General features: G+C 72.0%; 11 protein-coding genes. 8 read left to right on the top strand and 3 right to left on the bottom strand.

Annotated features, from left to right (window positions below):
• The first annotated feature begins 20 nt into the window (after positions 1 to 20).
• From gatA to ACIBO8_RS23760, 4 genes are all read left to right on the top strand, one after another.
• Positions 21 to 1,478 carry an Asp-tRNA(Asn)/Glu-tRNA(Gln) amidotransferase subunit GatA gene (gene gatA, locus ACIBO8_RS23775; RefSeq protein ID WP_396117746.1) on the top strand — a complete coding sequence of 486 codons (1,458 nt, stop codon included), beginning with the start codon at positions 21 to 23 and terminating at the stop codon, positions 1,476 to 1,478.
• 96 nt (positions 1,479 to 1,574) lie between these two features.
• Positions 1,575 to 3,068, top strand: coding sequence for an Asp-tRNA(Asn)/Glu-tRNA(Gln) amidotransferase subunit GatB (gene gatB / locus ACIBO8_RS23770; RefSeq protein WP_396117456.1), 1,494 nt, complete (start codon positions 1,575 to 1,577; stop codon positions 3,066 to 3,068).
• A gap of 315 nt (positions 3,069 to 3,383) precedes the next feature.
• Positions 3,384 to 4,181, top strand: coding sequence for a class I SAM-dependent methyltransferase (locus tag ACIBO8_RS23765; RefSeq protein WP_396117455.1), 798 nt, complete (start codon positions 3,384 to 3,386; stop codon positions 4,179 to 4,181).
• Between the two features lie 72 nt (positions 4,182 to 4,253).
• Positions 4,254 to 4,718, top strand: a complete 465-nt coding sequence (locus tag ACIBO8_RS23760) for a GNAT family N-acetyltransferase (protein ID WP_396117745.1) — start codon at positions 4,254 to 4,256, stop codon at positions 4,716 to 4,718.
• Positions 4,719 to 5,095: 377 nt separating this feature from the next.
• On the opposite strand, the gene ACIBO8_RS23755 is transcribed toward ACIBO8_RS23760, so the two are convergent.
• The gene (locus tag ACIBO8_RS23755) at positions 5,096 to 6,685 is read right to left on the bottom strand and encodes a metallophosphoesterase (RefSeq protein WP_396117454.1); all 1,590 of its coding nucleotides are present in this window, start codon (positions 6,683 to 6,685) and stop codon (positions 5,096 to 5,098) included.
• Positions 6,686 to 6,737: 52 nt separating this feature from the next.
• Entirely contained in the window at positions 6,738 to 7,964 is a 1,227-nt protein-coding gene (locus ACIBO8_RS23750; protein ID WP_396117453.1) for a PQQ-dependent sugar dehydrogenase, read from the bottom strand.
• Positions 7,965 to 8,059: 95 nt separating this feature from the next.
• Here ACIBO8_RS23750 and ACIBO8_RS23745 point away from each other — a divergent pair, with 95 nt between their 5' ends.
• Positions 8,060 to 8,986, top strand: a complete 927-nt coding sequence (locus tag ACIBO8_RS23745; protein ID WP_396117452.1) for a 2-hydroxyacid dehydrogenase — start codon at positions 8,060 to 8,062, stop codon at positions 8,984 to 8,986.
• On the opposite strand, the gene ACIBO8_RS23740 is transcribed toward ACIBO8_RS23745, so the two are convergent.
• Positions 8,961 to 9,353, bottom strand: a complete 393-nt coding sequence (locus tag ACIBO8_RS23740; protein WP_396117451.1) for a PH domain-containing protein — start codon at positions 9,351 to 9,353, stop codon at positions 8,961 to 8,963. The two genes, ACIBO8_RS23745 and ACIBO8_RS23740, sit on opposite strands and share 26 nt — an antisense overlap.
• A gap of 56 nt (positions 9,354 to 9,409) precedes the next feature.
• Between ACIBO8_RS23740 and ACIBO8_RS23735 the strand changes: the two genes are divergently transcribed.
• The 3 genes from ACIBO8_RS23735 to ACIBO8_RS23725 all read left to right on the top strand — a co-directional run bounded on the left by ACIBO8_RS23735 (position 9,410) and on the right by ACIBO8_RS23725 (position 13,594).
• Positions 9,410 to 10,495, top strand: a complete 1,086-nt coding sequence (locus tag ACIBO8_RS23735) for a WD40/YVTN/BNR-like repeat-containing protein (RefSeq protein WP_396117450.1) — start codon at positions 9,410 to 9,412, stop codon at positions 10,493 to 10,495.
• Positions 10,495 to 10,770, top strand: coding sequence for a MoaD/ThiS family protein (locus ACIBO8_RS23730; protein ID WP_396117449.1), 276 nt, complete (start codon positions 10,495 to 10,497; stop codon positions 10,768 to 10,770). Before ACIBO8_RS23735 ends, ACIBO8_RS23730 begins: the two co-directional genes overlap by 1 nt.
• Before the next feature lie 202 nt (positions 10,771 to 10,972).
• Positions 10,973 to 13,594, top strand: a complete 2,622-nt coding sequence (locus tag ACIBO8_RS23725; RefSeq protein ID WP_396117448.1) for an EAL domain-containing protein — start codon at positions 10,973 to 10,975, stop codon at positions 13,592 to 13,594.
• Positions 13,595 to 13,964 lie beyond the last annotated feature (370 nt).

Below are 13,964 nucleotides of genomic sequence, written 5' to 3'. Positions count from 1 at the left end.
CCGTGAGTGACGTCACCAGGATGACGGCGGCGCAGATCGCCGGCCTCATCGCCACGGGCGAGGTCTCCGCCGTGGAGGTCGCCACCGCGCACCTCGACCGGATCGCCGCCGTCGACGAGCGCGTCCACGCGTTCCTGCACGTCGACCGCGAGGGCGCGCTCGCCGCCGCCGCCGACGTCGACGCGCGCCGTGGCAAGGGCGAGGAGCTCGGGCCGCTGGCCGGTGTGCCCGTCGCGGTCAAGGACGTCATCGCGACCAAGGGCGTTCCCACCACCGCTGCCTCCAAGATCCTCGAGGGCTGGCGGCCCCCGTACGACGCGACGATCGTCGAGCGCCTCCGCGCCGCGGGCACGGTCATGCTCGGCAAGACCAACATGGACGAGTTCGCGATGGGCTCCTCCACCGAATACTCGGCGTACGGGGCCACCAACAACCCGTGGGACCTCGGGCGCATCCCCGGCGGTTCCGGTGGTGGCAGCGCGGCGTCGCTGGCGGCGTACGAGTCACCGCTGGCCATCGGCACCGACACCGGCGGCTCGATCCGTCAGCCCGGCGCGGTCACCGGCACGGTCGGTGCCAAGCCGACGTACGGCGGCACCTCCCGCTACGGCCTCATCGCCTTCTCGTCCTCGCTGGACACCCCGGGCCCCTGCGCCCGTACGGTGGAGGACGCGGCTCTGCTGCACGCCGTCATCGCCGGCCACGACGTGCGTGACTCGACGTCGATCCCGCAGCCCGTGCCGGACGTCGTCGCCGCCGCCCGCCTGGGTGCGACCGGCGACCTGACCGGCGTGAAGCTCGGCCTGGTCAAGGAGTTCGCGGGCGACGGCGCCGAGCCCGGCGTGGCCGCCGCCTTCCGCGAGTCGGTCGAGGCCCTCGTCAAGCTCGGTGCCGAGGTGGTCGAGGTCTCGTGCCCCCACTTCGAGTACGCCCTCCCGGCCTACTACCTGATCGCGCCCAGCGAGGCCTCGTCCAACCTGGCCCGCTTCGACGGCGTCCGCTACGGCCTGCGCTCCGGCGACGACGGCCGCCGCTCGCTCGAGGAGGTCATGTCGCTGACCCGCGACGAGGGCTTCGGCCCTGAGGTCAAGCGGCGCATCATCCTCGGCACGTACGCGCTCTCCAGCGGCTACTACGACGCGTACTACGGCCAGGCGCAGAAGGTCCGCACGCTCATCACCCGGGACTTCACGTCGGCGTTCGAGCGGGTGGACGTGCTGATCTCGCCGACGACGCCGTTCGTGGCGTTCCCGTTCGGGTCGCGCACCTCGGACCCGTACCAGATGTACCTCGCCGACCTCTTCACGATCCCGACCAACCTGTACGGCGGCCCGGCCATCTCGGTGCCGTGCGGACTGGCCGACGGCCTGCCGGTCGGCTTCCAGGTCATGGCGCCGACGATGGCGGACGACCGGATGTACCGGGTGGCCGCGGCGCTGGAGTCGGCGGTCGGCACCCTCACCCCACCCGAGCTCTGACCGGCGCTCCGGCCGGGCCGCGCGCCCGGCCGGACGCCGTCGGACCGTAATAGGCTTGTCCCCGTCAGGATGTCTCTGCCACCTGGAGTTCACCGCATGAGTACGACTGTGCTGCCCTCGTACGAGGACGCGACCGCCCGCTACGAGCCGGTGATCGGCCTCGAGACGCACGTCGAGCTCGGCACGAACACGAAGATGTTCTGCGGCTGCCCGACGGAGTTCGGCGCGGAACCCAACACCCAGGTCTGCCCGGTCTGCCTGGGCCTGCCCGGCGCGCTGCCGGTCGCCAACCGCGCCGGCATCGAAGCGACTATCCGGATCGGCCTCGCGCTCAACTGCGACATCGCGTCGTGGTGTCGCATGGCCCGGAAGAACTACTTCTACCCGGACATGCCGAAGAACTTCCAGACCTCCCAGTACGACGAGCCGCTGTGCACCGACGGCTTCGTCGACGTCGAGATCGACGGCGAGACCGTCCGCATCGGCATCGAGCGGGTCCACCTCGAGGAGGACACCGGCAAGACGCTGCACGTCGGCGGCGCCACCGGCCGCATCCACGGCGCGACCGAGTCGCTCGTGGACTACAACCGCGCCGGCATCCCGCTCGTCGAGATCGTCACCAAGCCGGTCCCGGGCATCGGCGCGAAGGCCCCCGAGGTCGCCCGCGCGTACGTGACGGAGCTTCGCGACATCATCCGCTCGCTCGGCGTCTCCGACGTCCGCATGGAGCAGGGCTCGCTCCGGTGCGACGTCAACACCTCGCTCAACAAGCCCGGCGAGGAGTGGGGCACCCGCACCGAGACCAAGAACGTCAACTCCCTCCGCTCGGTCGAGCGGGCGGTCCGCTCCGAGATCATCCGCCAGGCCGGCATCCTCGACGAGGGCGGCAAGATCATCCAGGAGACCCGCCACTTCCAGGAGGTCACCGGCGACACCCGTCCCGGCCGCTCCAAGGAGGAGGCCACGGACTACCGCTACTTCCCCGAGCCCGACCTGGTCCCGATCGCCCCGGACCCCGCCTGGGTCGCCGAGCTCAGGGCCGCCCTGCCGGAGCGCCCGAGCGCCAAGCGCGCCCGCCTCCGCGAGGACTGGGGCATCAGCGAGCTCGACATGCAGTCGGTGGCCAACGCCGGCGCGGTCGAACTCATCGAGGAGACCATCGCCGCCGGCGCCAGCCCGGCCGGCGCCCGCAAGTGGTGGATGGGCGAACTCGCCCGCCGAGCCAACGAGACCGGCGTCGACCTGGCCGACGTCGGTGCCACTCCGGCGCAGGTGGCGCAGCTCCAGGCCCTGGTCGACGAGGGCAAGCTCAACGACAAGCTCGCCCGTACGGTCCTCGAAGGCGTCGTCGCCGGCGAGGGCGATCCGGCCCAGGTCATGAGCGCCCGAGGCCTCGAAGTGGTCTCGGACACCGGCGCCCTCCAGACCGCGGTCGACGAAGCCATCGCCGCCAACCCGGACATCGCCGCCAAGGTCCGCGACGGCAAGGTGGCAGCAGCGGGCGCGCTGGTCGGCGCGGTCATGAAGACAACCCGCGGGCAGGCCGACGCCAAGACCGTCCGGGAGCTGATCCTCGCCCGCTTGAGCTGACCTCGGCAGCGTCTCTGCCCGCGGCCCGGGCCGGCGCCCAGACCGCCCGGGAGCTGATTCGCGCGTCCCCCTGGCCCGCGCCGATCTTCGCCCGCTTGAGCTGATCCGGAGTTTCGCCGGGGCCGCCGCTTCCCACCGGGGCGGCGGTGTCGTGCTTCCTCCGCTGGGGCGGCGGTGTCGTGCTTCCTCCGCCGGGGCGGCAGTGCCGCGCGTCCTCTGCGCCGGCAGCCGTGACCGGGCGACGAGCCCCGCCACAGACGGGCCGGTGGGCGCGCTCATTCGTGTGATCGTCAGCCCGCGCCCTACTCTCGCTGAGTGACCGACAGCGGCGACTACGTGAGACTGCGGACCACCTTCAACGAGGACGCCGAACGGTACGACCGAGCCCGCCCGCGATACCCGCAGCAACTGTTCGACGACCTGGCCGCCGCGGGCGCCCGGCCCGGTGCCAGGATTCTGGAGATCGGCTGTGGCACCGGCAAAGCGACTGTGTCGCTGGCCGAGCGCGGCTACCGCGTAGTCGCGGTGGAGCTCGGCCCCGACATGGCAGCGGTGGCCCGCCGCAACCTGGCCCCGTACGACTCCGTCGAGGTGATCACGGCCGCCTTCGAGGACTGGCCGCTGCCGGACCAGCCGTTCGACGCGGTCATCGCGGCGACGGCCTTTCACTGGATAGACCCGGCCGTCCGCGTGGTCAAGTCGGCCGACGCCCTCCGCCCCGGCGGCATCCTGGCGACCGTGAGCACCCACCACATCGCCGGCGGCACCGAAGCGTTCTTCGCCGCGGCGCAGGGCTGCTACGAGAGATTCGACCCGGCCACGCCGCCCGGCCTGCGGCTCGAAGGGGCTGGCAGCATCCCTGAGGACGACACGGAACTGGTCCGGTCCGGGCGGTTCGGGCCGGCAACCTTCCATCGGTACGAGTGGGAGCAGCGTTACTCCACAGCTGAGTACGTTGATGTGCTGATGACGTACTCGGGTCATCGCGCTCTGCCGGACGCTCGGAGGAGTGGGCTGCTGGACTGCATCGCGGGGCTCATCGACGGGGTCCACGGCGGACAGGTGGTCAAGCGTTACATGACCGAGCTGAGGGTCGCCCGACGCACTGGCTGATCAGGTTGCGCGACCCGGCGCGATGATGGTGCGGTGGGCCAAGTAATCATCCGCGGACGCAGGCCGGCCGATATGGACGCGTGCGTCACGGCGCTGCGCCACACGTACGAGGCTGACTCGTACCCGTTGAACTGGCCCCACGACCCCAGGCGATGGCTCACGCCACCCGGGCTCCTGCACGCGTGGGTCGCCGAACACCCCTCGGGCGTGGTCGCGGGCCATGTCGTGCTTCAGCGAGTGGCCTCAGCCCACGACGGCGACCAGCCGGTGGCCGAGTTGTCGAGGCTCTATGTCATTCCGGCCGCGCGTCGCCGATCGATCGCAAGCGCCTTGGTGACTCATGCACGGGAATGGGCGTCCGAACGGAACCTGGGGCTGACGTTGACCGTCACCGACCAGCGCCGGTCAGGGGCAGTCGCCTTCTACGGAGCGAGCGGCTGGCAGTACACGCACAGCACCCGAGCGGGCTGGCTCGCTCCGGACGGGAGCGATGTGACGCTCCGGCATTACGTCTGGGCCGCTGCCGGATCGGAGTAGTGCGGGACGACCAGGATGCTTGCCCCGGCTCGGCGCAGGCGCCCGGGTGGCTGCCGCTTCGCTGCCGTCGGTGCGGTTCCCGGGCCCGGACGAGGTCGCCATGATGCGGTGAGGAACCCGCGGCGGGCGTCGGCTTCGTTTGTCGGCGGGGCGTGGCAGGTCGGCATGTGGGTCTGCCCGGCTCGGTCGGTGCGGTGGGCTCCGTCGAGGCGGTGGCTTGGTCGGCGCGGTGGCTCGGTGGGGGCTGAGGCTCCAGCGGGCAGGGCGCAGCGGGCTGGCCTGGCAGGTCAGCCCGGATGCGGGCGGCACAGGGTCGGGCACGGCACGGGCTTGCCGGGCTGCGGCGGTGCGGGGCTGTGGCCGTACCTATGACCTTTTCAGCGGCTCGGGACGATGCCCGGCGTGACGCCGTTGAAGACCGAGGGCGCCGTCGTCGGTTCCGGCTCGAGGCCGATGACTTTTCGCTGCATCTCCACGTTCGACTCGCCCGTGCCGCCCAGTTGGATGTCGTCGTACGCCTTGAGCGTCTGGTTCTCGTCGAAGTACAGGACTGAGAGCTGGAGGGGGGTGGGGGCCTCCTTCTCCAGGCCGCGGAGGCCGGCGCCGCCCGTGGAGCCCTCGACCAGCAGGCGCGTCTTCTCCAGCGGCTTGGCCGGCGGGGCGGACGGAGTGGGGGAGGCCGAGGCGCCGTCGATGGTGGGGGGCGGCGGGGACAGGAGGCTGACCTCGCGCTTGTGGGTGTGGCCGGCCAGGACCACCGGTACGACGCCCGACAGGGGTGGGGCCATGGCCGGGTCGTGGACGAGGGCGACGCCCACCTTGGTCTTCGATTGGCCGATGGTGGTGGCGAGGCGCTGGCCGCTGGCGAGGAGGGGAGTGCCCGCGGGGCTGGCGTCGTCGGCCGCCGGCGGGGTTTCGCTCTTGTCCGGTGTGAATTCCGGGTCGCCGATGCCCGCGATGGTGAGGCCGTTGATCGTCGTGATCGAGTTGTCCAGGACGACGGCGTTCCGTTGCCGGGCGACCGCTGCCTGGATGGCCGAGGAGTCGTGGTTGCCGCGCACGTAGATGTATGGGACGCCGATCTGGCCGATGGAGTTGACGTAGTTGGTCTCGGCGCTGCTGCCCCAGTCGACGATGTCGCCGGTGTCCACGACCGCGTCGATGTCCCAGGACTTCACCACCGTCTTGATGACGTTCCAGGACGCGGGGTTCAGGTGCAGGTCGGAGACGTGCAGGATGCGGGTCGTGTTGCCGGACGGCTCGACGGGCAAGGTGGAGACGGTGGTGTAGATGCGGCTCACGTTGCTGACCAGCTGCGCGAGCTGATCGGCGTAGCGGCCGTAGTTGTCGGCGATGCGGCGGGCGTCACCGACCACCGCCGGGGCGTTCACCAGCAGCCCCTCGTAGCGTGGCTCGCTGATCGAGTCGGGGCGGATCGTGCCCGCGGCGAGACCGAGGCTGCCGCCGGTGACGACCAGGGCGAGTACGCCGGCCGAAGCGACCCGGCGGACGTTGCGGAAGATCAGCGCCGACAGCAGCAGCGCGCATCCGATGGCCGCGCCCAGTGCGCGCAGGCCGAGCTGGAGCACGCCCTTGGTCACGTCGTCGACCGCGGACTGGCCGGCCGCGCTGATGGCGGTGGGGTCCTCGATCAGGGCTTCGGTGCGCTGCTGGTCGAGCGAGCCCAGGTCGACCTTGAGGTGGATGGGGCCGTCGTGGCTGTCGAGGTGCAGCGAGCCCAGCGGTGGGATGTCGACCTCGGTGCCGCCCTGGATGGACGGGCTGATCGACATGTCCGCGCGGAACGGGCCGACGGCGATCTCGGACTGAGCTAGCAGCATGGTGCCGATCACCACGCCGGCGAGGCTGACGAGGAGCACCGCGGCCCAGATCCGGAGGCGGTGGCCCCAGGGGTGCTGCCACACCCGGCCGGCCGCAGCCGTCAGTCGAGAGATCTTGTTTGTCATGGTCAACGGCTCACCTGCCCCCGTGCGCCGGTCGTCAAACGGTCTACGCCGGTCAGCTACGTCCGGCTCCCCCGTCCGAGAAGACCAGCCGAATGATGCGGTCGTCGTCCGGCGCCGGTTCGCCGCCCTCCTCCTGGTTGGACGTGGTCACCCAGAACGAGCCGTCCGGGGCGGCGGCGAGGGCGCGCAGCCGGCCGTACTCATCCTTCAGCAGCTCCTGAGGCTGGCCGATCATCGTGCCGTTGCCGGTGACCTCGACCATCCACAGCCGCCGGCCCTGCAGGCAGGCGGTGGCGATCATGCGCTCCAGCACCGCCACCCCCGAGCACGAGGACTCCGCGGCGGGCCAGCTCACCAGCGGATTGGTGAACTTCGGGTCGGTGCCCTCGCCGTCGACCCTGGGCCAGCCGTAGTTCTTGCCCTTCTGGATCAGGTTGAGCTCGCCGGTGACCTTCTGGCCGGACTCGGTCGCGTACATCCTTTTGCCCGAGTCCCAGGCGATGCCCTGCACGTTGCGGTGGCCGGACGACCAGACCGGGGAGTTCTTCACCGGGTTGCCGGGTGCGGGCTTGCCGGCCGTGGTGATCCGCAGGATCTTGCCGCCCAGGCTCTTCGGGTCGGGCGCCTGCGTGCCGGTCGTGCCGTCGCCGGTCGTCACGTAGAGCTGGCCGTCCGGACCGAACGCGACCTGGCCGCCGTCGGCGTCGCGGGAGTGCGGGATGCCGGTGAGGATGGGCTGCGGCTTGCCCTTGAGCTTGAGCTTCGCGACGCGGTTGTCGTTGGGCGTCGAGTAGTAGATGTAGACCGTCTGGTCGGTCTGGTATTTCGGGGAGACCGCGATGCCGAGCAGGCCGCCGTCGCCGCCCGTGGTGACCTCGGAGAGCCGCTGGACCTCGGCGACCTTGAGGCCGTCGGCGTCCGAGTCCGGGCCGACCTGCAGGATGCGGGCGGTGTCGCGCTCGGTGACCAGGGCGGACCCGTCCGGGAGGAAGGCCATGCCCCAGGGCACCTCGAGACCCTTCGCCAGCACGGTGACCGCCACCTCACGCTCGCCGCCCGAGGCGCTCGCGGACGCCGACGGCGTCGGCAGGTTGGGCGGCTCACCGGCCACGTCCGGGTCCGGCGGGCCGAAGCTGCACGCGGTGGTCAAGGTGAGCACGGCGCCGAGCGCCACGGCGCACGCCCGAGCGCGGCCACCGCGTATGGCCAGCCGGCGGCGGACGCTGAGCCGACTGCGCTCTATCGGCCGACGGGGCTCCATCGGCCGACGGGGCTCCATCAGCCGAGGGCGCATGATCACAGGACCTCCTCGTTCACCAGACCCAGGGTAGCCGCGGAGCGGCGGGGTTCCGGGCTCGCGACTAGTTTGGTGACGTGATGGTATGGATTGCTCACGAAGCGGGCCGTGAGCTGCTCGGGGAGCTGCCGGCAGGCGTCGAGGTGGAGGTCTGCACCGACGCGGCGACCTGGCCGTCCGACCCCGCGAAGGTCGACTTCTGGGTGCCGCCGTTCCTCGCGACCGTACGCGCCGCGGATCAGCTGTCGCAGCTCACCGGCGTACGCGTGGTGCAGCTGTTGTCGGCCGGCGCGGACGCGTGGACCGGGCGTGTCCCTGCGGGCGTCCAGCTTTGCGATGCCCGGGGCGTACATGACAAACCCGTGGCCGAATGGGTTCTCGGGGCCGCCATCGGGGTGTTGCGGCGGTTCCCCGCTTTCGTCCGTGCCCAGGAGTGCGAGGACTGGGCGATCAAGCAGTACACGCCGACCCCCGAGCTGACCGGCAAGCGGGTGCTCATCGTGGGGGCGGGGTCGATCGGCCGGGCCATCGAGGAACACATGGCGCCGTTCGGCGTGTCGGTCACCCGGGTCGCGCGTACGGCCCGCCCGGACGAGGACGTGCACGGCGTGGACGAGCTGGCCCGGCTGCTCCCGTACGCGGAAGTGGTCGTCGTCGTGGTGCCGCTCACCGATGAGACCCGCGGGCTGGTGGACGCGGCGTTCCTCGCCGCGATGCCCGACGGAGCGTTGCTGATCAACGTCGCCCGCGGGCCGGTCGTGGACACCGATGCGCTGGTCGCCGAGGTGGCGTCCGGGCGGATCGAGGCGGCCCTCGACGTCACCGACCCCGAGCCGCTGCCCGCCGGTCACCCGCTGTGGCAGCTGCCCGGCGCCTTCCTCACCCCGCACACCGCCGGGTCCGTCGAAGGGCTGCTGCCGCGGGCGTACGGGCTGGCCGGGGCGCAGATCCGGCGGTACGCGGCGGGGGAGCCGCTGATCAATCAGGTGTCGGAGGGTTATTGACCTCCTGGCCACCGGCCCGGAGCACGGCTTGCAGGTTCGAGGTGGTGACGCCGGTCAGGCGGAGCACGTTGCCGTCGGTGAGCAGCGCCGAGATCCGCCCGCGCGGGTCCGGCGCCAGCTCGGCCACCCGCGACCAGGGCACGAACGTCGAGCCGGCCAGCGCCCTGACCCGGAGCCCTTCCGCATCGACGTCGGTGCCGGCCCGCCACGCCCAGACCAGGATGGCCAGCGGGATCAGCAGGATCGGCGCGAGCTGCCAGCGGGCGCCGGCGAAGGGCACCGTGCCGAACAGCGCGATCAGGGCCGCGACGACGAGGGCGCCGGGCTTGCGGACGCGCAGGACGGGCTTTCGACTCACGATCGTCATCCTCGCACCCGCCGTACCCCCGCTTTTTGTCGGACCCGGCGGCCATACTGCTCGGCATGACCGAACTGCTCGCCATCGGCACCCAGAAGGGCCTGTTCCTGGCCATCAGTCACGACGACAGGCAGAGCTGGCAGGTCAGCTCTGCGCATTTTCCCGGGCAAGCCGTGTACGCCACCGCGTTCGACACCCGCGGGCCGGCTCCGCGCCTGCTCGCCGGCGTCCACAGCTCCCATTTCGGCCCCAGCGTGGCCGTCAGCGACGACCTCGGCGAAACCTGGCAGGAGCCCGACACAGCGCCGCTCGCCTTCCCGGCGGACGCCGGGGCGGCGGTCGAGCGGGTGTGGCAGATCGTCCCCGCCGGCCCCGGCCAGCCCGGAGTGGTCTACGCGGGCACCCAGCCGTCCGCGTTGTGGCGCTCGGAGGACGGCGGCCGCACCTATGAGCTGGTCCGGGGGCTGTGGGACCACCCGCACCGGCCGGACTGGGGAGCCGGGTTCGGCGGGCAGGCCGTGCACACCGTCCTGCCGCATCCCGAGGACCCCGAGCGGATCCTGGTCGCGATGTCGACCGGCGGCGTCTACCGCACCTCCGACGGCGGCACGAGCTGGGCGCCGGCGAACCAGGGCATCAAGGCCTATTTCCTGCCCGATCCATGGCCCGAGTTCGGCCAGTGCGTGCACAAGGTCGCCCGCGACGCCGCGAATCCCGACCACTACTACGCCCAGAACCACCACGGGGTTTACCGCTCGACCGACGGGGGTGACTCCTGGCAGTCGATCGCGGACACCCTGCCCACCGACTTCGGCTTCGCGATGGTGGCGCATCCCTCCCGCGGCGGCACGGTCTGGAGCTTCCCGCTGACCAGCGACGGGGAACGCCACCCGGTCGACCTGACGTGCCAGGTCTTCCGGTCGACGGACGCCGGCGGCACCTGGCAGCCGCTGCACGCGGGACTGCCGGACGGGCGTTACTACCCGGTCGTGCTGCGCGATGCGATGTGCGCGGACAACGCTTCGCCCGCCGGGGTCTACTTCGGCACCCGGGCCGGAGAGGTGTTCGCCAGCCGTGACGAGGGGGAGACCTGGTCGACGGTGGCCGCTCACCTGCCGGACGTGCTGTGCGTGCGGGCGGTGCAGGTCTGATGCCCACGGTGCTGGTTCCCGGCGTGCTGCGCGCCGAGGCGGGCGGGGCGGCTCGGCTCGAGGTGACGGCGGAGGGCAGCCTGCGGGCCGTGCTCGAGGAGGTGGCAGAGCGGTGGCCCCGGCTCGAGCGGCGCATCCGGGACGAGAGCGGGGTGCTGCGGCGCTATGTGAACGTCTACGTGGACGGTGAGGACTGCCGTCGTTCGGGTGGATTGGAGACACCGGTGGCGGCCGGGGCGGAGATCCAGGTCCTGCCGTCGGTCGCCGGAGGGTGAGACGCGCCGGGCGGTGACCCCCCGGAAGCCCTCGACCGGCGCGCCGGGCGCGGCGACCCCATACCCGACGATCCGCGGATGCGAAGCACGACAGGCCGCACGTAACCTGTCCGGGGGACGATCGTTGTCCGCTGTGGAAGCTGCGTCCCCTGTGCCGCTCCCGTGCTCCACCCCCACACCGTCCGTAGAGGATCCCGCCGACGTGGCTGTGCCGCCCCCCGCACGCCTCGCCACCCGGGCCGGCACCCGGGTGACGTTCCTGCTCGCCCCGACAGCCGGTGGCCTCGTGCTGGCCGCCGGTGTCGCCGGGCTGGTGCCACCGCTTCCCGCGCTGCTCGCCGGCGTCGGGATCGTGGCGCTCTTCGCCACCGCCGTGCTGTGGCACACCGCCCTGGCCATCCACCACGACGAGGGCGCCTTCGCCGCCTGCCGCGGCGCCGGTTTCCTCGGCATGTCCGCCGTGGCCACCGCGCTGACCTGCGGCGTCCTGCTGTTTGATCCGCCGGGCGCGGGCATCTGGGCCGCGGGCGGGGTCGGTGTCACCGGCGCTTTCGCCGTGCTCGGCACCATGATGCTGCCCGGTGCCGCGGCCACGGTCGCCGTGCGGCTGCGGCGCGCTTTCGACGGGCTGGGGCTCGGCGTCAGCCTCGGCTTCGCGGCGTACCTGATGACCCCGATGCACCGCTCACCCTGGGAGGGCCTGGCCAGCACGCTCCTGGCCGCGGCCGGCGTCTCGATCGTCACCGTCATCGTGCTCCGGGCCCGGCTGCACCGGCCGGCCGCGCTGCGCTGCGGGTTCGGCGTGATGATCGTGATCTGCGCGCTCTGCACGGTGGTCAACCTGAAGATCTCCGGCAGCGAGAGTTGGCTTCAGCCGCTCTTCGGCCTGGTCATCGCCGCCGGGCTCACCCTGGCGGCCGACGGCGGCTCCCGGCGTAACCTGCCGGAACGCCTCGAGCTCAAGGAGCCGGACCAGTATTTGTCGAGTTATCCCCTGCTCGCAGTCCCGGCCGGGGTCGGCGTGGTGGCCGCCCTGATCCACCTGATCGCGGTCGGCTCCTTCGACAACACCGCGATCGTCCTCGGCGTTTCGATGGTGGCCGTGCTGACGATGCGCGAGCTGCTCGTGGTCAGCGACATCCGCCGCTACACCGCCCAGCTGCGGGTCAAGGAGGCGCACTTCCGGTCGCTCGTCGCCGGCGCCACCGACCTCACGCTCGTGCTCGACGACCACCTGACCATCCGGTGGCAGTCGCCGGCCGCCGCGCGCCTCTTCGGACTCGCGGAGTCGCAGGTGGTCGGGCGGACATTCCTGGAGCTGATCCACCCCGACGACGTACCGGGTGCCCGGGCCGGCATCGAGGCGCTGATCGCCGGCGAGCACGCCGACGGGCCGCCCGCCTTGATCAACGCTCGCCTCCGGGACGGCCACGGCATCTGGCGGGACACCGAGTCCACGGTGGCCGACCAGCGCTCGGTCCCCGAGGTCGCCGCGCTGGTCGTGCACGTCCGCGACGTGGGCGAGCGGCGTCACCTGGAACGCACGCTGCACCGCCTGTCGTACACCGACCAGCTCACCGGGCTCGCCAACCGCCGGGCCCTCATGCGGGACCTGCTCGAGTTCCGGCGGCGCGCGGGCCAGCAGGGCACCCTGCTCGTCATCGACCTGCACGGCCTCGCCGAGATCAACGACAGCCGCGGCCGGGAGACGGGCGACGCCGTGCTCATCGAGGTGGGCCGCCGGATCAAGAGCCTGCTCGGCGAGGACGACGTGGCGGCGCGGCTGGGCGGTGACGAGTTCGCCGTGCTCACCCCGGACGGCGCGGTTCTGGCGTACGCGCTGGCCACCCGGATCGTCACGTCGGTGATGGAGCCGTACGAGCTGCCCGGCATGATCGTCGAGCTGCACACCAGCGTCGGCCTGGCCGAACTCACCGGCGGCAAGGATTCCGAGGAGGTCCTGCGCCACGCCGACCTGGCCCGCAGCCGCGCCCGCCAGCTCGGCAAGGACCGCGTCGAGTGGTACGACACCGACGTCGAGATCCAGCTGCATCGGCGCATGGACCTCGAACGCGAGCTGCTCGACGCCGCCGACCGTGGCGAGCTCGACGTGGTCTTCCAGCCGGTCGTCTCGCTGCGTGACGCCCAGCCGGTCGGCGTCGAAGCCCTGCTGCGCTGGCGTCACCCGAAGCTCGGCACGATCCTGCCGGCGGAGCTGCTGCCGATCGCCCGCGCGGTCGGCTGCGCGGCCGAGCTCGACGAGTGGGTGCTCGACCAGGCCTGCCGCCACCTCGCCGGATGGGGAGCCGGCGGCAAGGACTTCTGGCTCTCGGTGAACGTCGCCCCGCGCGAACTGCTCACCGCCCGCTTCCCCGAACGCGTCGCCGAGATCCTCCGCCGGCACGCCATCGAACCAGAACGCCTGGTCGTCGAGGTGCAGGAGACGTGGATCGCCGAGGACGTGCCGGCGATCGTCGCCTCGCTCGCGGGCCTGCGCAAGCTCGGCGTCCGCGCCGCCCTCGACGACTTCGGCGCCGGCCACGCCTCGCTCGCCCACCTGCGCCGGCTCCCGGTCGACATGCTCAAGCTGGACCAGTCGCTGATCAACCAGCCCGCCGAGCAGGGCACGACCCCGGCGGTGATCGACGTCGTGGTCAGCCTCGGCCGCCGGCTCGGCCTCGAGATCGTCGCCAAGGGCCTCGAATCCCAGGACCAGATCGATCGCGCCCGCCAGGCCGGCTGCCACTACGGCCAGGGCTTCGTCCTGGCCCGCCCGGCGCCGGCCGAGCGCATGGAGGCCTATCTGGACAGCCACCGGTCGTAGATTTCTTACAGGTACGGGCGGGCGGCGCAGACAGACGCACCACCGGCACCGAGCCCCCAGGAACGGATGAAGGAGGGCATGCGGTCCGGGCGAGCGGCCGCCGGGCTTCCCCGGATGGTCGGGGGTCGCGCCCGGATGGTCAGAGGTCGCCCCCGGATCTCGGTCGCCCGCGCCCGCGGGCCACGCGTTCCAGGCGTTCCAGGGCCGCCCCGGGTCTGCGCCTTCGCGCTCGCAGGCTCCGGGTCTGCGCCTTCGCGCTCCCAGGCCTCGGACCGCGCCTTCGCGCTCGCAGGCTCCGGGTCTGCGCCTTCGCGCTCCCAGGCCTCGGACCGCGCCTTCGCGCTCGCAGGCTCCGGGTCTGCGCCTTCGC

Origin of the sequence: Actinoplanes sp. NPDC049681, assembly GCF_044465265.1 — a bacterium.
In the GTDB taxonomy this organism is placed as follows: Bacteria; Actinomycetota; Actinomycetes; order Mycobacteriales; family Micromonosporaceae; genus Actinoplanes.
The sequence above is the reverse complement of the archived record's forward strand: the minus strand, read 5'-3'. Positions and strand labels throughout refer to the sequence as shown.